This is a genomic window from Vibrio sp. DNB22_10_4 (assembly GCF_052879755.1).
On record NZ_JBNNXW010000007.1, the window covers coordinates 1 to 19320 of the forward strand.

Annotated in this window: 17 protein-coding genes; 6 read left to right on the forward strand and 11 right to left on the reverse strand. The window is 46.9% G+C overall.

Annotated elements, in window-relative coordinates:
• Positions 1-304 precede the first annotated feature (304 nt).
• Entirely contained in the window at positions 305-1627 is a 1323-nt protein-coding gene (locus tag ACVA6Q_RS16090; protein ID WP_353497770.1) for a cation:proton antiporter, read from the reverse strand.
• A 288-nt stretch (positions 1628-1915) separates the two neighbouring features.
• Here ACVA6Q_RS16090 and metH point away from each other — a divergent pair, with 288 nt between their 5' ends.
• Positions 1916-5638: a methionine synthase gene (metH, locus tag ACVA6Q_RS16095; RefSeq protein ID WP_446648168.1), complete on the forward strand. Its 3723-nt coding sequence runs from the start codon at positions 1916-1918 to the stop codon at positions 5636-5638.
• A gap of 98 nt (positions 5639-5736) precedes the next feature.
• Here the strand turns inward: metH and ACVA6Q_RS16100 are convergent, their stop codons facing one another.
• Together ACVA6Q_RS16100 and ACVA6Q_RS16105 are read right to left on the reverse strand one after the other, a co-directional pair.
• Positions 5737-7011 (reverse strand): HlyC/CorC family transporter, encoded by a 1275-nt coding sequence (locus ACVA6Q_RS16100; protein WP_353497772.1) that lies wholly within the window; start codon positions 7009-7011, stop codon positions 5737-5739.
• Positions 7012-7107: 96 nt separating this feature from the next.
• A complete protein-coding gene (locus tag ACVA6Q_RS16105; protein ID WP_353497773.1) occupies positions 7108-7902 on the reverse strand; it encodes a cytochrome C assembly family protein in 795 nt (264 codons plus the stop codon).
• 174 nt (positions 7903-8076) lie between these two features.
• On the opposite strand from ACVA6Q_RS16105, the gene ffh reads away from it, so the two are divergent.
• The 5 genes from ffh (at position 8077) to rplS (ending at position 11708) form a co-directional block, all read left to right on the forward strand.
• The gene (ffh, locus tag ACVA6Q_RS16110) at positions 8077-9462 is read left to right on the forward strand and encodes a signal recognition particle protein (RefSeq protein WP_418641765.1); all 1386 of its coding nucleotides are present in this window, start codon (positions 8077-8079) and stop codon (positions 9460-9462) included.
• Positions 9463-9701: 239 nt separating this feature from the next.
• Positions 9702-9950 (forward strand): 30S ribosomal protein S16, encoded by a 249-nt coding sequence (gene rpsP / locus ACVA6Q_RS16115; protein WP_031494887.1) that lies wholly within the window; start codon positions 9702-9704, stop codon positions 9948-9950.
• Between the two features lie 46 nt (positions 9951-9996).
• The gene (gene rimM / locus ACVA6Q_RS16120; RefSeq protein ID WP_353498648.1) at positions 9997-10527 is read left to right on the forward strand and encodes a ribosome maturation factor RimM; all 531 of its coding nucleotides are present in this window, start codon (positions 9997-9999) and stop codon (positions 10525-10527) included.
• 35 nt (positions 10528-10562) lie between these two features.
• Positions 10563-11312 (forward strand): tRNA (guanosine(37)-N1)-methyltransferase TrmD, encoded by a 750-nt coding sequence (trmD, locus tag ACVA6Q_RS16125; RefSeq protein ID WP_446648169.1) that lies wholly within the window; start codon positions 10563-10565, stop codon positions 11310-11312.
• Positions 11313-11354: 42 nt separating this feature from the next.
• Complete coding sequence (rplS, locus tag ACVA6Q_RS16130; protein WP_006074418.1) at positions 11355-11708, forward strand: 50S ribosomal protein L19; 354 nt, start codon at positions 11355-11357, stop codon at positions 11706-11708.
• 398 nt (positions 11709-12106) lie between these two features.
• Here the strand turns inward: rplS and yacG are convergent, their stop codons facing one another.
• The 8 genes from yacG to nadC all read right to left on the reverse strand — a co-directional run bounded on the left by yacG (position 12107) and on the right by nadC (position 19235).
• On the reverse strand, positions 12107-12301 hold the full coding sequence (gene yacG, locus ACVA6Q_RS16135; RefSeq protein WP_353497776.1) for a DNA gyrase inhibitor YacG: 195 nt from the start codon (positions 12299-12301) through the stop codon (positions 12107-12109).
• Positions 12302-12354: 53 nt separating this feature from the next.
• Positions 12355-13095, reverse strand: coding sequence for a cell division protein ZapD (gene zapD / locus ACVA6Q_RS16140; RefSeq protein WP_338163453.1), 741 nt, complete (start codon positions 13093-13095; stop codon positions 12355-12357).
• A gap of 31 nt (positions 13096-13126) precedes the next feature.
• Entirely contained in the window at positions 13127-13735 is a 609-nt protein-coding gene (gene coaE / locus ACVA6Q_RS16145; RefSeq protein ID WP_446648170.1) for a dephospho-CoA kinase, read from the reverse strand.
• A complete protein-coding gene (locus tag ACVA6Q_RS16150; RefSeq protein ID WP_446648171.1) occupies positions 13735-14607 on the reverse strand; it encodes a prepilin peptidase in 873 nt (290 codons plus the stop codon). Before ACVA6Q_RS16150 ends, coaE begins: the two co-directional genes overlap by 1 nt.
• A 42-nt stretch (positions 14608-14649) precedes the next feature.
• A complete protein-coding gene (locus ACVA6Q_RS16155) occupies positions 14650-15876 on the reverse strand; it encodes a type II secretion system F family protein (protein WP_446648172.1) in 1227 nt (408 codons plus the stop codon).
• 16 nt (positions 15877-15892) lie between these two features.
• Positions 15893-17581 (reverse strand): type IV-A pilus assembly ATPase PilB, encoded by a 1689-nt coding sequence (gene pilB / locus ACVA6Q_RS16160; protein WP_446648173.1) that lies wholly within the window; start codon positions 17579-17581, stop codon positions 15893-15895.
• Positions 17581-18051, reverse strand: coding sequence for a pilin (locus tag ACVA6Q_RS16165; protein WP_446648174.1), 471 nt, complete (start codon positions 18049-18051; stop codon positions 17581-17583). Before ACVA6Q_RS16165 ends, pilB begins: the two co-directional genes overlap by 1 nt.
• Positions 18052-18344: 293 nt before the next feature.
• Positions 18345-19235, reverse strand: a complete 891-nt coding sequence (nadC, locus tag ACVA6Q_RS16170) for a carboxylating nicotinate-nucleotide diphosphorylase (RefSeq protein ID WP_446648175.1) — start codon at positions 19233-19235, stop codon at positions 18345-18347.
• Between the last annotated feature and the right edge of the window lie 85 nt (positions 19236-19320).

Below are 19320 nucleotides of genomic sequence, written 5' to 3' on the forward strand. Positions count from 1 at the left end.
CCCTTAGTTCAGTTGGTAGAACGGCGGACTGTTAATCCGTATGTCGCAGGTTCGAGTCCCGCAGGGGGAGCCACTTTAAAGAAGGCCGTATCGAAAGATGCGGCCTTTTTGCATTTAATGCTCCCAAGCTTTGTAAGTTTGATGTCGCAGAGTTAGCCGCCCGCGTACGAGTCCCGCAGGGGGAGCCACTTTAAGAAAAAAGCCGTATCGAAAGGTACGGCTTTTTTCGTTTCTACGTCTCCTGATTTCAAAGCTGTAAAAAAGCCCCGCAAGTTATGCGAGGCTATTTTGAATAATCTTGCTACTAATCCTGCTGAGCTTTTATCTCGCCCTCAGGCTGCGTTTCTTTCTGCATCTCTTTCTCAGCTAATTTAGCCTTCTCAATCATAGGTGTAATGGTTGAGCCTTGAATCAAGATTGAGAACACCACAACCGAGTAGGTCATGACCATGATGATCTCTTTAACATCAATGAGCTTGTCCTCAATCACCCAGATGCCGGATGGGATAGAGAGTGCCATTGCTAGAGCAAGGCCACCGCGTAAGCCACCCCACGTTAAAATGCGCACCGACCAAGGGTTGTAGCGGCGGTAGCGCTTAAAGCCTACGTAGGCCAGCGCTACACTCAAATAACGCGCACAAAGCACAAGCGGTACCGAGACGGCCATCATAATCCAGTCTTCTTGGTGGAATTGGAATAGCAGCATCGACATACCGATAAGCAAAAATAGTACGCCATTCAAAAACTCATCGACTAATTCCCAGAAGTGGTCTAGGTGCTCTTCAGACTGTTTTGAAAAGCCAATGTAACGTGTCCAGTTACCAATCATAATGCCCGATACCACCATAGAGAGTGGCCCAGAGACATGCAGGAACTCAGCAAAGGCGTAGCCTGCGGTTGGGATACCGATAGTCAGTAGCAGTTCCATCGAATGATCGTCAGTGGAGCTGATGAGGTAATGGAATACTAAGCCGAGTACAAAACCATAAACAATGCCGCCAATGGCTTCTTGGAGGAACAGAGCCGTTACGCTGCCAAGTGTGGGTGCTTCACTGCCAAATGCAATGGTAAATAGAGTGACAAAGATAACCAGACCAAAACCGTCGTTGAATAGCGATTCGCCCTCAACTTGGGTCGAGACTCGCTGCGGAGCATCGAGCTTTTTCACAATGGCAAGAACGGCGATGGGGTCGGTAGGGGAGATCAGTGCGCCAAACAGCAAACAGTAGATAAGATCAAACTGAATGCCAATCAGTAAACAGAAACCATAGAGCACAAAGCCAATAAAGAAAGTGGAAAAAAGCGTCGCACCTAAGGCAAGAACGGTGATCTCCCATTTTTGATCTTTAAGGTGGGGTAGTTTGATGCCTAAACCGCCGGCAAACAATAGAAAGCCAAGGATTCCTTGAAGTAGGAAGTCTTCAAAATCGATATCAGCAACGGTCTCGGTTGCCAGCTCAGTTAAGTGGAACCAATCGTTTTGACCAGCAACTAAGATGAGTAGTGATAGCATCATAGCACCGGCAGTAATCGCGATGGTGGTTTGCATTTTACCTATCTTGCTGTTTATTAGGGCTATTAACATAGCTGCTGCGGACAGAAAGCATAAAGTCTGATAGACGGACATCACTTCACCTAAGTGTGTAAAAAAATGTTAATGGGATTTTGTTCTTCTCCCTCGTGAATATCAATCACTATTTGTGAAATCATTTGTCAATTTTATAGTTTAGAGTGGCTCAGGCGATGTCGTTGTTTTTTATTCGTTCCGTGGACTTACTAGATCATGAACAACTTGTTTCTGCTTCAAGAGTCCGATAGTTTGAGGGATAACAAGTCAGTAAAGATTTTTTAGACGTCTAGATTTCTAAAAAATCTATGATACGATGACAGCATTAGCAAGGAATGAGGCAGTATCGTGGGAAGCAGTAAGTACGTTGAAAGCAACTATGCTCAAGGCAAGAAAGCTCAAGGCAAGAAGTCGCAGATAGAAAATCAGCTCAAGCAGCGTATTCTTTTGATCGATGGTGGTATGGGCACCATGATCCAAGGATACAAGCTTGAAGAAGATGACTATCGCGGCGAGCGTTTTGCAGATTGGCAGTGTGATCTTAAAGGCAACAATGATCTTTTAGTTTTAACTCAGCCAGATCTTATTAAAGAAATCCATAGCGCTTACCTAGAAGCGGGTGCGGATATTCTTGAAACCAACACTTTCAACGCCACCACGATCGCCATGGCCGATTACGAGATGGAATCTCTGAGTGATGAAATTAACTACGAAGCGGCTAGGCTTGCTAGAATTGCTGCCGATGAGTGGACGGCAAAAACGCCAGAACGCCCTCGTTACGTAGCCGGTGTACTTGGTCCAACAAACCGCACTTGTTCAATCTCTCCTGACGTTAATGATCCAGGCTACCGCAATGTAAGCTTTGATGAGTTGGTGGAAGCTTACTCTGAGTCAACTCGCGCGCTGATTCGCGGTGGCAGTGACTTAATTCTTATTGAAACCATCTTCGATACCCTAAATGCAAAGGCCTGTTCATTTGCGGTTGAATCCGTATTTGAAGAGCTAGGTATCGAGCTTCCGGTCATGATCTCAGGTACCATCACCGATGCCTCTGGTCGTACTCTTTCAGGGCAAACCACCGAAGCTTTCTATAATGCCCTGCGTCACGTGAGGCCACTTTCTTTCGGCCTTAACTGTGCACTCGGTCCAGATGAGCTAAGACAATATGTTGAAGAGATGTCTCGCATCTCTGAAGGCTTTGTTTCTGCTCACCCGAACGCCGGTCTACCGAATGCCTTTGGTGAATACGACCTCTCCCCAGAAGACATGGCTGAGCATATTGGTGAGTGGGCACGAAGCGGTTTCCTAAACCTAGTGGGTGGCTGTTGTGGTACCACGCCTGAGCATATTCGCCAAATGGCAAAGGCTGTTGAAGGTGTGGCGCCTCGTCCACTTCCAGAACTGACGACGGCTTGTCGACTATCCGGTCTAGAGCCGCTAACTATCGAGAAAGAATCCCTATTTATCAACGTTGGTGAGCGTACTAACGTAACTGGTTCTGCTCGCTTTAAGCGTCTTATCAAAGAAGAACTGTATGATGAAGCGTTAGAGGTTGCTCGTCAGCAGGTTGAAAATGGCGCACAAATCATCGATATCAACATGGATGAAGGCATGCTTGATGCTGAAGCCTGTATGGTTCGATTCCTAAATCTTTGTGCTTCTGAACCAGAGATCTCCAAAGTACCTATCATGGTTGACTCTTCTAAGTGGGAAGTCATTGAAGCGGGTCTTAAGTGTATCCAAGGCAAAGGCATTGTTAACTCAATCTCGCTAAAAGAAGGCAAAGAGAAATTCGTTGAGCAAGCGAAGCTGATCCGCCGGTATGGCGCAGCGGTTATCGTGATGGCGTTTGACGAAGTGGGGCAGGCGGAAACTCGCGCGCGTAAGCTAGAAATCTGTACTAAGGCTTATCGCATTCTTGTTGATGAGGTTGGCTTCCCACCAGAAGACATCATCTTTGACCCGAATATCTTCGCGGTAGCGACAGGTATTGAAGAGCACAATAACTACGCCGTCGACTTTATTGAAGCGGTAGCAGATATCAAACGTGACCTACCACACGCAATGATCTCTGGTGGTGTCTCCAACGTTTCCTTCTCGTTCCGTGGTAACAACTATGTACGTGAAGCGATTCATGCCGTGTTCCTATACCACTGCTTTAAGAACGGTATGGACATGGGTATCGTTAACGCCGGTCAACTTGAGATCTACGACAACGTTCCTGACAAACTACGTGAAGCGGTAGAAGATGTAGTACTCAACCGTCGTGATGATGGTACCGAGCGACTGCTTGATATTGCGGCTGAATACGCTAACAAAGGCGTTGGTAAAGAAGATGATGCCAGTGCGCTAGAGTGGCGAACATGGCCAGTAGAGAAGCGTCTAGAGCATGCTCTCGTGAAAGGTATCACTGAGTTCATCGTTGAAGATACCGAAGAAGCGCGCGTCAATGCCTCAAAACCTCTCGAGGTAATTGAAGGCCCACTAATGGATGGCATGAACGTGGTCGGTGACCTGTTTGGTGAAGGTAAGATGTTCCTTCCTCAGGTAGTAAAATCGGCACGTGTTATGAAGCAGGCGGTAGCGCATCTAGAGCCTTATATCAACGCTTCTAAGCAGGCGGGTTCGACCAACGGTAAGATCCTACTTGCGACGGTTAAAGGTGACGTTCACGATATCGGTAAGAACATCGTTGGCGTGGTTTTGCAGTGTAACAACTACGAGATCATCGACCTTGGCGTCATGGTGCCTTGTGAGAAGATCCTCAAAGTCGCCAAAGAAGAAAACGTCGATATTATTGGCTTGTCAGGTCTAATCACTCCATCGCTAGATGAAATGGTTCACGTTGCCAAAGAGATGGAGCGTCAAGGCTTCGATCTTCCGTTACTGATTGGCGGCGCGACGACATCAAAAGCGCATACTGCGGTTAAGATTGAGCAGAACTACAGCGAGCCTGTGGTATACGTAAACAACGCGTCACGTGCGGTAGGTGTGTGTACTTCGCTACTCTCCAACCAACTAAAACCTGCGTTTGTCGAGAAGCTGGATATCGATTACGAACGCGTTCGTGACCAGCACAACCGCAAGAAGCCGCGCACTAAGCCAGTAACACTGGAAAAGGCGCGTGAGAATAAGGTCGATATCGACTGGGAAAACTACACGCCGCCAAAGCCGGCTAAGCCAGGCGTGCACGTGTTTGAAGATTTCGATGTTGCGACACTGCGTAATTACATCGACTGGACACCATTCTTTATGACTTGGTCGCTGGTGGGCAAGTACCCAGCCATTCTAGAACATGAAGAGGTGGGAGAAGAGGCAAAGCGTTTGTACCAAGACGCTAACGACCTACTTGATCGCGTTGAACGTGAAGGATTGCTAAAAGCTGCGGGCATGTGCGCACTTTTCCCTGCTGCTTCTGTGGATGACGATATCGAAGTCTACACAGATGAAACGCGCAGTGAAGTTCGCACTGTACTTCACAACCTTCGTCAGCAGACTGAGAAGCCAAAAGGCTTTAACTACTGTCTATCGGACTATATTGCGCCGAAGGAGAGTGGCAAGCAAGATTGGATTGGCGCCTTTGCGGTAACTGGTGGCATTGGTGAGCGTGAACTTGCCGATGAATACAAGGCGCAAGGTGATGACTACAATGCCATCATGATCCAAGCAGTGGCAGACCGATTGGCGGAAGCTTTTGCTGAGTACCTGCACGAGAAAGTTCGCAAAGAAATCTGGGGCTACTCTGCGGGTGAAGCGCTATCGAATGACGACCTTATCCGTGAGAAATACCAAGGCATTCGACCTGCGCCGGGTTACCCAGCGTGTCCGGAGCACACAGAGAAAGGCTCGCTATGGGAAATACTCAATGTAGAAGAAACCATTGGTATGTCGCTAACGACTAGCTATGCGATGTGGCCTGGGGCGTCGGTATCTGGCTTCTATTTCTCTCATCCGGATTCTCGCTACTTTGCGGTTGCTCAAATTCAGCAAGACCAAGTAGATAGCTACGCAGACCGTAAAGGTTGGAGCTTAGAAGAAGCTGAGAAGTGGCTTGGCCCTAACATTAACTAGTCTCGATATCTCGCAAGCAAATTAAAGCAAAACGGCACCTTTCGGTGCCGTTTGTTTATGTGTTCATAGTGTCTTGATAGCGGTATTGAGTTTGCTGATTAACTCTTGTTTTTCGCTTTTGGGAAAACCTTTACCATCTTGATGCGGTTCTCTTCTAGCTCAACAATTTCCATCTGATGCTCAGCAACTTGCACACTTAGGTGACTCTCAGGAATATCTTCTAAGTATTCTAAGATTAGGCCATTTAGCGTGCGCGGTCCGTCGGTCGGTAGCGTCCATTTTAGACCTTTGTTGATATCACGGATGTTGGCACTGCCTTCAATTAGGAAGCTGCCATCACCTTGCGGTGTGATTTCATCGGACAATGTTGGTGCCATGGATGTGGTGAACTCACCAACGATCTCTTCCAGAATGTCTTCAAGCGTCACTAGACCGTTAATATCGCCATATTCGTCAACAATGAGACCAATGCGTTCTTTGTTGCGCTGGAACTTGAGCATCTGCACGTTGAGTGGTGTCCCTTCTGGAATGAAGTACACCTCATCAGCACTGCGAAGTAGGGTTTCTTTAGTGAACTCGTTTTTCTCCAGCATCAAACGATAGGACTCACGTAGCCTTATCATCCCTACCACTTCGTCGATTTGGTCACGATAAAGTACTACACGGCCATGAGGAGAGTGTGTTAACTGGCGAACTATCGATTTCCAGTCATCATTAATGTTGATGCCGGTGATCTCATTGCGCGGGATCATGATGTCATTCACGGTCACATGCTCAAGATCGAGGATCGAAATCAGCATATCTTGGTGACGACGAGGGATAAGCGAGCCCGCCTCATTTACCACGGTGCGCAGCTCTTCCGAGCTCAAATGGTCTTCATCGTTATGATCGACCCGAAGCCCGAGCAGGCGGATAAAGCCGTTAGTAATGAAGTTAACCAAGATAACCAGAGGCGAAAGCAGCTTCATCAGGATAGTGAGTACGATACTGCTCATAAACGACACTCGCTCTGGATAGAGAGCGGCAAGCGTTTTTGGTGTTACTTCCGCAAACACCAAGATGACCATGGTCAGTGCACCGGTTGCGATTGCGACACCTAAGTCACCAAATAGACGCAGGCCAAGTACCGTAGCGATTGCAGACGCCAATATATTAACTAGGTTATTTCCGATTAGGATCAGGCCGATGAGTCGGTCAGGGCGGCTCAGCAGTTTCTCAACGCGCTTTGCACCTTTGTGGCCTGTTTTAGATAAGTGTTTAAGTCTGTATCGGTTCAAAGACATCATCCCTGTCTCTGAACCCGAAAAATAGCCGGAAATTACAATTAGACCTGCAAGGATTGCAAATAAAATACCGGTCGAAATGTCGTCCAATGCCCTAGAATTCCTTTAGTAAATAGCTGGTTAATTTATGAACTACTTAATCCCTATTGTCAACGCGCCTTTAGTTGTAGTGCGTCTAAGGTCGACTTAGTTCAAGATGATCTCTCTTACAAAGCGGCTGCCAAAATAAGCGAGCGTGAGAAGTGTGGCGCCCGCGACAGCGAACCATGTGACTTTTTTGCCGCGCCAGCCTTTTTGATAGTGACCCCAAAGCAGCACAGAATAAACAATCCACGCCATGAAGGACAAAATGCCTTTATGCGCCTTACCTTGAGCAAACATATCTTGGACAAATACAAAACCTGTGATCAAGGTAGCGGTTAATAAGGCGGTACCGATCAAGATGATATTGAAAAGTTGTCTTTCCACCATCATTAATGGAGGAAGGTTAGGGTTGATCGTTAGCGCTTTCTTGTTTTTAAGCTTGTGATCAAGCCACGCCAGTTGCAGTGCATACAGTGCGCCAATAGACAGCGTTGAGTAAGAGAACAGTGCCAATGAAATGTGAATCAACAGTTTCGGGTTGTGCTCGAGGTGCGTGATAAAGGCCGTCGGTACAAATGTAGCTGCGCTTAGGTTGATAGCCGCGAAGCTGTAGACCACAGGAAGCAAGAACCAAATACGAGTTTTCACCATCGCAACGCTCATAAATAGCGAGATGATGAAGCTAATCAGTGAAGCGACGTTAAGAATACTTAGGTTCTGGCCGGTGCCACTGAAGATTAAGTCGCTGAGCAATACTGCGTGAAACGTCAGCGCGAGAACAGCACTAACCAGAACAGTTTTTGTACGGATCCCGACCTGATTTACCAAGCCTGGGATGATTGTTGCGATGGCCAAGCCATAAAGTATGGCGGCCGCAATTGCGATTAAACTGTCCATTTTTCCTAAAAAATCGATTGCTTAGAGCACGAATTATACCCTGCATCGTCCTATTGGGCTACGTCAGATGTAAAAACTATTGACTCGTATTTGATCTTGTTAGATATGACTCTCACTGCTGGCTAAGGTATACTCACTGCAATTGATCGCCCAGTTTGAAGCGAAGAGAAAGAAATGTTTGAGAATTTAACGGATCGTCTATCCAAAACGCTGAAGAACATCAGCGGTAAAGGTCGTCTGACCGAAGACAACATCAAAGACACGCTACGCGAAGTTCGTATGGCGCTACTTGAGGCGGACGTTGCTCTGCCAGTTGTTCGTGAGTTTATCAAAGGTGTTAAAGAGCGCGCTGTTGGTGTTGAGGTGTCTAAATCACTTACGCCAGGTCAGGAGTTCATCAAGATTGTTCAAGCTGAGCTTGAGCAAGTCATGGGTGAATCGAATGAAGCGCTTGACCTTGCTGCGCAGCCGCCAGCTGTCATTCTTATGGCGGGTCTACAAGGTGCCGGTAAAACCACCAGTGTGGGCAAGCTCTCTAAGCTTCTAAACGAGCGCGAGAAAAAGAAAGTATTGGTTGTGTCTGCCGACGTTTACCGTCCAGCGGCAATCAAGCAGCTTGAAACGCTAGCTGGTGATGTGGGTGTGGACTTCTTCCCATCGACAGCCGATCAAAAGCCTATCGATATTGCTAATGCTGCAATCGAGCACGCTAAGAAGAAATTCTACGACGTACTGATTGTTGATACCGCAGGTCGCTTAGCGGTTGACCATGAAATGATGGATGAAATCCAGCAGCTTCATGCGGCAATCACCCCAGTTGAAACCTTGTTCGTGGTTGATGCCATGACAGGTCAAGATGCGGCGAACACAGCCAAAGCTTTTGGTGATGCACTGCCACTAACTGGTGTGGTTCTGACTAAGGTGGATGGTGATGCTCGTGGTGGTGCGGCACTGTCTGTTCGCCATATTACAGGCAAACCAATTAAGTTCTTGGGTGTAGGTGAGAAGACCGACGCACTAGAACCGTTCCACCCAGACCGCGTGGCTTCACGTATCCTAGGTATGGGTGACGTACTTTCTCTTATCGAAGACCTTCAGCGTAATGTCGATACTGAGAAAGCAGAAAAGATGGCGAAGAAGTTCAAGGAGAAGAAAGGTTTTGACCTTGAAGACTTCCGTGAGCAGCTTGGTCAGATGCAGAACATGGGCGGCATGATGGGCATGATGGACAAGCTTCCAGGCATGTCTAACCTTCCAGACAACGTCAAAGATAAAGTTGACGACAAGATGTTCAAGCAGATGGAAGCCATCATTAACTCGATGACAATGAAAGAGCGTCAGCGTCCTGAACTCATCAAAGGCTCTCGTAAAAAACGTATCGCGGCAGGTTCTGGTACTCAGGTACAAGATGTGAACCGTCTGCTTAAGCAATTCACCCAAATGCAGAAGATGATGAAGAAAATGCAGAAAGGTGGCATGCGCGGCATGATGCGTAATATGCAGGGTATGATGGGTGGCATGGGCGGTATGGGCGGCGGTGGTAATCCGTTTGGCCGATAGTCTTGCGATTCGCGCAGGGTAGCAGAGCGACTGAAAGCAACTCATTGATCTTTCAAACTGTTACCCAGCTCACATCTTCATCAGTGCCCGAAAACTGGTGAAAAAATAGCTAAACCCCTTGCAATGCCTCGGAATAAGAGTAAAATTCCGAGGCTTTATTTTGGCACGAGACCTCAGGTTGCTCATTAGAGAAACATTTCTGAGGTCATTTTTATTATTGAGAAAGCAAAGAGGACGATATGGTTACCATTCGTTTGGCACGTCACGGCGCTAAGAAGCGTCCATTCTATCAAATCGTAGTAGCGGACAGCCGCAATGCAGCAACTGGCCGTTTCATCGAGAAAGTGGGTTTCTTTAACCCTACTGCTACTGGTCAAGAAGAAGGTCTACGTCTAGACCTAGAGCGCGTTAACCACTGGGTTGGTCAAGGCGCAACAGTTTCTGACCGTGTTGCTAAGCTAGTTAAAGACGCTCAAAAAGCGGCTTAATTCTAGTTAAGTAAGCAGTATGTCGTCGATGAAAGGTAAAGACACAATGAGCAATCAAGACGAAAGAATTGTTGTAGGTAAATTTGGTTCTACTTACGGCATTCGCGGATGGCTTAAGGTGTTTACCTACACAGACAATCCTGAAAGTATTTTCGATTACAGCCCTTGGTATATTAACCAAAAGGGTGAATGGGTAGAGTACAAAGTCGAAAGTTGGAAGCGCCATAACAAAGGTATGGTGTGTAAACTAGAAGGTCTTGAGATTCGTGAAGAAGCTCACCTACTGACCAACTTTGAGATTGCAATCGACCCAGCTGTGCTACCAGAGCTGTCAGAAGATGAATTCTACTGGCGCGAATTGTTCGGAATGAAAGTAGTGACCACGAAAGGTTATGACCTCGGGGAAGTAACTGACATCATGGAAACTGGTTCGAACGATGTTTTGGTTGTGAAAGCAAATCTGAAAGATGCTTTTGGGCAAAAGGAACGGTTAGTACCGTACCTTGAAGAGCAAGTGATCAAGAATGTTGATCGCGAAGCTCAACGGATCGAAGTTGACTGGGATCCTGGATTCTAATTCATTTTTAGTAACTTAATAGAGCGAGAGAACAGATGTGGGTTGGCGTAATTAGCCTGTTTCCAGACATGTTCCGCAGCGTTACTGATTATGGAGTAACAGGTCAAGCGGTTAAAAAAGGTCTACTGTCGATTGAGACATGGAATCCTCGTGATTTCACTCACGACAAACATCGCACTGTCGATGATAGACCTTACGGTGGTGGTCCTGGCATGTTGATGATGGTTCAGCCATTGCGCGATGCCATTCACGCAGCCAAACAGGCATCACCGGGTAAGACGAAAGTCATTTACCTTTCTCCTCAAGGTCGTAAACTCGACCAAGCTGGGGTAGAAGAACTAGCGAAAAACGACAACCTTGTGTTGATTTGTGGACGCTACGAAGGGGTAGATGAGCGCATCATCCAAACTGAAGTTGACGAAGAATGGTCAATCGGAGATTTTGTGATGACAGGTGGGGAAATCCCAGCCATGACGCTAATCGACTCAGTCTCACGGTTTGTTCCGGGAGTACTAGGCGATTTTGCTTCAGCAGAAGAAGATTCTTTTGCTAATGGCTTGCTCGATTGTCCGCACTTTACGCGCCCTGAAGTGTTAGAAGATTTAGAGGTACCAAGTGTCCTCAAGTCTGGTAACCACAAGGATATTCGTCGCTGGCGACTAAAACAGTCGTTAGGCCGTACTTGGCTAAGAAGACCGGAGCTCCTGGAAAACCTAGCTCTGACTGACGAACAGGAACAATTACTTGCCGAGTTCATTAAAGAAACTCGAAATAACAGCAAGTAACCTATTTAATTTAGTATCAGTTTATTCTAGGAATTTAAGAACATGAGTAACATCATCAAGGCTCTTGAAGAAGAGCAAATGAAATCAGGCCTACCTAAATTTGCACCAGGTGACACTGTTGTAGTTCAGGTTAAAGTAAAAGAAGGTGACCGTGAGCGTCTACAGGCTTACGAAGGCGTTGTAATCGCTATCCGTAACCGTGGTCTTCACTCTGCTTTCACTGTTCGTAAGATCTCGAACGGCGAAGGTGTTGAGCGTACGTTCCAAACTCACTCTCCAATGGTTGATAGCATCGAAGTTAAACGCCGTGGTGCAGTACGTCGTGCCAAGTTGTACTACCTACGTGAGCGTTCTGGTAAGTCTGCTCGTATCAAAGAGAAACTTGCTAAGAAGTAATGCTATTTTACTAGCGTTCTCAAATATTAAGCGGAGTCCTTGGACTCCGCTTTTTTTGTGTTTGAAGTAAAGGAAGAACGTTAATGTTGTGTCTTTTATTGACTGCACGTACGCCCAACAGTCGTCATTCCACTGGCCGTGCGCTTACGCAGGCAGGAATCTACTTAAGGCTTGGTGAACGCTTCAATAAGATCCCTGCCTACGCAGGGATGCCGATAATTTTGAGTTATTGTGCTCACAATGTGTGTCATTCCTGCGCAGGTAGGAATCTACTTAAGGCTTGGTGAATGCTTTAATAAGATCCCTGCCTACGCAGGGATGACGATAATTTAGGTCGGGATGACTATAGGTTGGTAGGGATTACGATAGCTCTAATTGGGACAAGGCATCCCACGTGGTTAGTAATTGTCTTCTGACCAGCCATCGCTGTCCGACATATCGGGAGCACCCGGAATGGTGTTCTCTTCATCCGCCCATTCACCAAAATCAATCATTTGGCACTGCTTAGAGCAGAATGGACGAAACGGGCTCTCTTCACCCCATACCACGTCTGTTTGACATTGTGGGCATGGGACAACAGTTGGTTTACTCATAATAATTCCTGAGTGTGACAGTTCACTGAGTTTGCAGTTAAATGAGTGGGCAGTTAACTGCAAATCGCTAATTCAAATTCAACATCGTTAGGGTAGGCTTGCCCAGACTCAAAAGCAATAAACTTCACCGTAAAGCGGCTCTTATGGCCTGATACCATTGGGTAAACGCCGTAATGCATTGGAATATTGAGTCTGATGATATTCGCCTCTTCAGCTTCACTTTGAAGCAGGCCTGAACGCGCTATTTGCGGTTTAAAGCGGCCGGTTTCGCGAGTGAGTTTTAGCCACAAGTGCAGTGCGTTCATCAGTGGCTTGAGTGATGTCAGCCACATTTCAGCATCATGCATACGCTTGTCGATAGGCAAGTGCAGCCAATGGTGCAGTGTTGGCAAATCAAAACAGCAGGCGCCGCCTGGCAGACCAAAACGCTGACGAATCGCACTTAAGAATCGGTCTTCTTTGAAAGACTGACCGAAACGTTCTGCGCCCATCAGTTCGCGGTGAACGCTATCGAGATCGCCTAGGATCGACCCAAGCATCTCTTGATCGACATCGTCGATGTTGAGCCAGGCTCGATAGGTTTGCCTCTGCTTTTCAAGATCCTTAGCCAGCTCGCTTTTAAGCTGGATCTGCTCAAAAATCTCTAATAAATCAAACAGAGATTTAAAGAAGATCTGGTGCTGGTAGTTATCTGAAAAAGACGAGGAATGCTGTAGCTGTCTCAGTAGAGATTCAACTCTTAGATATATTCTGGTTTTTTCGTTAAGAGGGTGTTCGAATCTATTTGTGATCATGTGCTAGCCTTTAAACGCTTCCTTGCTATTTTCACCGATTTTTACCGCATAATGCTAGGTACTTTTGGTGCAATTGTGTGACTTGGGACAAAAGTTGAGCGTTATCAGTATTATTATCAATCACATCATCTGCATGCATTAGTCGGGTATCTCTATCGACTTGTGCTTTGAGTATAGAACGCACCTGTTGTTCGGGCACCCCGTCACGTGTCATTGTTCGGTAAATTTGTGTGTCAGCGGCAACATCGACCACAAGCACGCGATCAGCCATGCTCTGCAAGCCGTTCTCGATAAGCAGCGGTACCACGAGTAAGGTATATGGGCTGGTTGAGGCATTAAGACGCTGCTGCATCTGCTGGCGGATCATCGGATGCAGTAAGTTGTTTACCCACTGTTTTTCTTCATCATTGGCAAAGATGCGCGCCCTAAGTGCAGCGCGATCCAGCGAGCCGTCAGTTTGCAAAATATCACTACCAAAATGCAGTGCTAATGCGTTTAGACTCTCTGAGCCAACCTCAACTACATCGCGGGCTACCACGTCAGCATCGACCAGCTCGATGCCAAACTCATGATGAAACAGATTAGCCACGGTAGTTTTTCCGCTCGCAATGCCACCCGTTAAGCCGACTACAAATCCCACTAGTATACTCCCGTTACCGTCGCCAAATAGAAGTGCGTGATGGCATCACCCCATAGAGCGCTAACCCAGCCTGCAATTGCTAGGTAAGGACCAAAAGGAAACGCCACATCTAAACCTTTGTTTTGCATTCTAAGCTGAATCAAACCAAACACAACGCCAACAACTGAGGAAAGTAAAATAATCATTGGCAGATGTGCCCAGCCAAGCCAAGCGCCCAGAGCCGCGAGCAGCTTGAAATCGCCATAGCCCATACCTTCTTTACCCGTCACTAGCTTAAATAGCCAATAGACAGACCATAAACATAGGTAACCGGCGATAGCGCCAATCACGGAATCTTGCAGTGTAATTGGTGAGATGCCGAATAGCGCAAGGGCTATACCTGTCCAGAGTAGCGGTAGAGTTAGTTGGTCGGGTAGCAGCATAGTATCTAGGTCGATAAAGGTTGCTGCTATGAGCACAAACGTCATGGCAATCAGCGCCACACTGTAGAAGCTAAAGCCTAGTTGCCAAGCGACAGTGGCGCTAAGGACGGCGGTTAGCAGCTCGACTAGTGGATAGCGGATGCTGATTCTGTTGTCACAGTGACGGCAGCGACCTTTGAGCAACAGCCAGCTTAACAGCGGGATGTTGTCGACAATGCGAATCGGCGTATTGCACGATGGGCAGCTGCTTCTTGGAATGCTGAGATCAAAGCGTCCTTCTGGTGGCGTAATCTTGTATTCAGGGAAGGCTTCTGCACACTCTTCGCGCCAGCCGCGCTCCATCATGATGGGCAATCGGTGGATCACCACATTGAGAAAGCTTCCGACAATTAGGCCAAGAATGGCTGCGAATATAACAAACAACCAAGGGTAATAAATCAACACGTCCATTTGCGGCTACACAGGAAATAAATCAATAAGTTAATGTCTATGTTAGCCTATTACGGTCATTAAGTTAAAGATAGGAAGGTACATTGCGACCACAAGCCCACCAACGAGGGTTCCTAGAAAAACAATGATAAATGGCTCGAGGATCTTACCCAGATTATCAACGGTATTATCGACTTCCGCTTCATAGATGGCCGCCACGCGATTGAGCATGTCATCAAGGGTGCCGGACTCTTCACCAATCATTACCATTTGCAGCACCATTTCGGGAAAGGCATCCGCTTGACGCATTGCCAGATGGATAGGCGTACCGGCGACAATATCGGAGTGGATAGACTGAATGACTTGCTGGTAATAGAGGTTATCAGCGGTTTTCGCGCTGGCTTGTATGCTCGATAGTATCGGTATTCCGGCGCTAAAGCTGGTGGACAGGGTACGACTGAACTTAGCAATGGAGGCTTTAGTGATCACTTGGCCTATGATAGGTATTCGCAATACAAGGCGGCTGGTGTAAAGCCGCACACTAAAACTGCGCTGACGAGCGACCTTTAAGCCAAACGTGGCAAGAATAAACAGGTTAATACTCAGAAAACCATTCTGTTGAAACCACGCTGAAAGATTGAGCACTTGCTGAGTAAACCAAGGAAGATCGGCATTAAAGCCGCGAAACATCGATTCAAACTCAGGCACTACGGTGGTGAGCATCAGGTAGGTAACGCCAAGTGACACCAATAAGATCATGACTGGATAAATCAGCGCTTTAACCACTTTGGAGCGCAGCATCTCTTGCTTCTCGCGATAGTCCGCTAAGCGCTCAAACACACCCGCTAAGTTACCTGAGTTTTCTCCGGTGGCGACCATATCGACATAAAAGCTATCAAAGTGGCGGCTAGCCACCTGCATTACGCGTGAAATGGGTGTACCGGCTTCCAGTCCTTTGCTGATTTGCGACAGTATCGATTTCATCTCTGCCTTGGCCTGATTGTCAGCTATCAATTTGATGGCATGAACAATGGGAATACCTGTGCTAAGCATGGTGGCAAGCTGGCGAGTAAGGATAGTGATGTCTTTGCCTTTGATACGCTGAGTCAGCTTAGTCCAAGTCGAGATACTGCGTTTTTTAAGCTTGCGAACTTGAATATGCTGCTGCTTGAGGGTTTCCCGCGCCTCTGGCTCGGTCAGTGCTAATGTTTGACCTGAGACTTTCTTACCTTGGCTGTTTACACCTTTCCAGTGAAACGCTTTGAGCGTTGGTTCGAGCTTTTTACCCATACTGCTTAACCCATGATTAGAAATAGAGCACGCGCTGCAACTCTTGATAGCTGGTCACGCCATCTCGCAGCTTTTCAATGCCCGATTGTTTGAGAGTGGTCATCCCTTGAGATTGTGCCAATGCTTCTATCTCTTGCATGCTTGCACCGGTAAGCAAAGCATTGGCGATTTCGTGGGTACACTTCATCACTTCATAAATGCCTGTACGCCCCAAATAGCCATAGTTACAATGATTGCAGCCCTGCTCGCTGGCTTGATAGATAAGTTCATCGTCACTAATGGCGAGGGAGTGACGCAGTGGCGGTAACATAGGGTCGATAACCTTACAATGCTGACACAGCTTGCGGGCTAGGCGCTGAGCAATGATGAGTGAGAGTGAAGAGGCGAGGTTAATGCTTTCAACGCCCATATTTTTAAGTCGCATCACCGTCTCTGCCGCTGAGTTGGTGTGCAGAGTAGAAAGCACTAAGTGGCCGGTTTGCGCTGCTTTCACCGCGATCTCCGCCGTTTCAATATCACGGATCTCTCCCAGCATCACCACATCCGGATCTTGACGTAGAAACGATCGCAGCGCGGTCGAAAAATCAAAGCCGATCTTTGGATTGATTTGCACCTGATTGATCCCATCAAGATGGATCTCAACCGGATCTTCCGCGGTAGATACGTTGCGCTCAGCGGTATTGAGGATATTGAGTCCAGTATACAAAGAAACGGTTTTTCCGCTTCCTGTTGGTCCGGTCATTAAGATCATCCCTTGCGGCTTTTTCAGTGCTGCAAGGTAGAGGGATTTTTGCAATGCGCTATAACCCAGTTGATCGATATCGAGATTAGCAGAATCGCCATCCAACAGACGCAATACGATCTTCTCACCCCACATAGTAGGTAAGGTCGATACGCGCATATCAATCGAAGCAGTTTCCGATAGCCTCAATTTCAAACGCCCATCCTGCGGCAATCGACGCTCAGCGATATCCAATTTCGCAAGGATCTTGATCCTTGCCGCTAAACGTCGACTCAACTGAGTGGCAGGTTGGTGGGTTTCAATCAAGATCCCATCACAGCGCAGTCGAATGCGGTATAGATGTTCATAGGGCTCGAAATGGATATCTGAGGCTTTTTTACGTACCGCATCCATGAGGACTTGGTGGATAAAGCGACTGACTGGGGAATCATCTTGGGAGAGATCTTCGATGTTGTCGAGCTCGGCGTCACTGACTTGGACTAGGTTGGCGAGATCGTCTGAGGTGAGTTGTTTGGTGTTTGATTTGGAATCTAAGTTGTTATCGCCGTAGAGTTTGCGTATGGCAGCTCTGATATCTAGGCAGTTTGTAACAACTATCTCGGTTTGTAATCCTGTAGCGAAGCGAAATTCATTTTCTAACTGAACCAATGTAGGGTCAGCAACAGCAATAGTTAGTAGAGTTTCTTCGAGTGTTACAGGTATTGCGTGATAATTTAGTATTAACTCACGAAGACCAAGCTTTTTACATAAGTCGGTGTAAGAAGTGTTTTGAAGGTTGATCACTTCAAGACCAAAAATTGTACCTAGATTGGCAGTTAGGTCATTTCCATTGAAATAACCTAACTGTGTTATTGCCTCTGCATACGAATACCCTGTTGACTTAACCCACGTTTCTATTGATTCAAAGGAAGTTGTTTCAATATGTCCCAGGTTTATCAGTACATTATGCAGAGTTGAATGCATTATAAATTGCCTTTGCCTACAGAAGAGCACCCTTTTGGAATTACGCCAGAGTCAGCGCCAGCAGTGCTTTGACACACCCATGAACCACTCGTATCTCGAACAAGTCCAATTTTAGTTGATTTGATCGATGGGCTAGCGTTGCTAACCAGACTAAAGTCTAGTACTAGTTTTCCTGCGCCACTGACGGCATTTGTTGCAGTAGCTTCTATTGCGTTACTAATAGTATTTGGGAACCCAAGTCTAGATGCTACCGATCCGCTTTTGGAGTTAGGAAATACTCCCTCTTCTAGCGTGTAAGTTTCAATATTGGTTCTCAAACCAGATAAAGTAGCAAGAGCGGAAGCCGCCTCACTCTTCGCCACATATTTTTGATATTGTGGCAACGCCACCGCAGCCAACACTCCAATCACCGCCACCACAATCATCAACTCAATCAAGGTAAAACCTTGCTGCTTTGTTGTTTTTTTCATTTGTTATCCTTAATAAATTAGTTGCACAAGAAAAACATACTCCTGAGGTTTACCCCAATAAAGTTAATGACTTAGCGCGCTAGAGACGGTTCTAAAAAATGAAGAGGTGTTGCAGTAGGTTGCAGTTTGAATGCGAGTGATATTGAAGTGATAGGACTAGCACTGGCTGAGAAATAGTCAGTAAAAGCAATAGGTAACGAAATGAGGGGATCAAAAAAGCGAAGCTGTTTGCTTCGCTTTTCTATCGATTTTCTGGCTCTTATCCTCAAGGACCAAGGACCAAGGACCGATTCTTAATCTTTAAACCTCATCGACAAATCCATCGCCTTAAGATGCTTAGTCAGCGCACCTACAGAAATGTAATCGACGCCTGTTTCAGCAAACTCAGCGATAGTCTCTAGAGTAACGTTACCTGAGTTTTCAAGTGCAGCGCGGCCAGCGTTGATTTCAACCGCTTTGCGCATCATATCGGTGGTGAAGTTGTCGAGCATGATGATGTCTGCGCCAGCATCGATTGCTTGTTGTAGCTCTTCTAGAGATTCGGTTTCTACTTCAACCGGCTTGCCTGGGTTTAGCTGCTTAGCGGTTTCAATAGCTTTAGTGATGCCGCCACATGCGATGATGTGGTTCTCTTTAATTAAGTAAGCATCAAACACACCGATGCGGTGGTTGAAACCGCCACCACACGCGACGGCGTACTTTAGTGCGCTACGTAGACCTGGGATGGTTTTACGAGTATCAAGTAAACGACATTCAGTATGAGCGATTTTTGCCGCGTACTCTGCTGTCACTGTCGCACAGCCTGATAGCGTTTGGATAAAGTTCATCGCGTTACGCTCACCAGTCAATAGCGTGCGAGCAGGGCCTGTTAGCGTGCAAAGCACCTGATTTGGTTCAACCTTGTCGCCATCTTGTACGTGCCACTCAATGCTGACTTCGCCGCCAAGCTGTTTAAACACTTCATCAGCCCACATCTGTCCGCAGAATACGCCATGCTCACGAGTGATGATCGTCGCTACGTTTTGAACATCGGCTGGGATCAGGCTTGCCGTGATATCTGTAGTGACATCCAGTGTTCCGCCCAGATCTTCACGAAGCGTGTCGGCCACGGCACGTGTGATTTCTGAAGGAAGTTGCTGCTTTAGATATTCAAGACGTTCTTGGCTGTTATGTGTGTTTTTCATCGCTTAACGTGTTTAGTGGGGGAACGAAGTGGGCATGATACTCTTGCTTGTGCGGAATTTCAGCATCAAATCTCGCATTTTATTG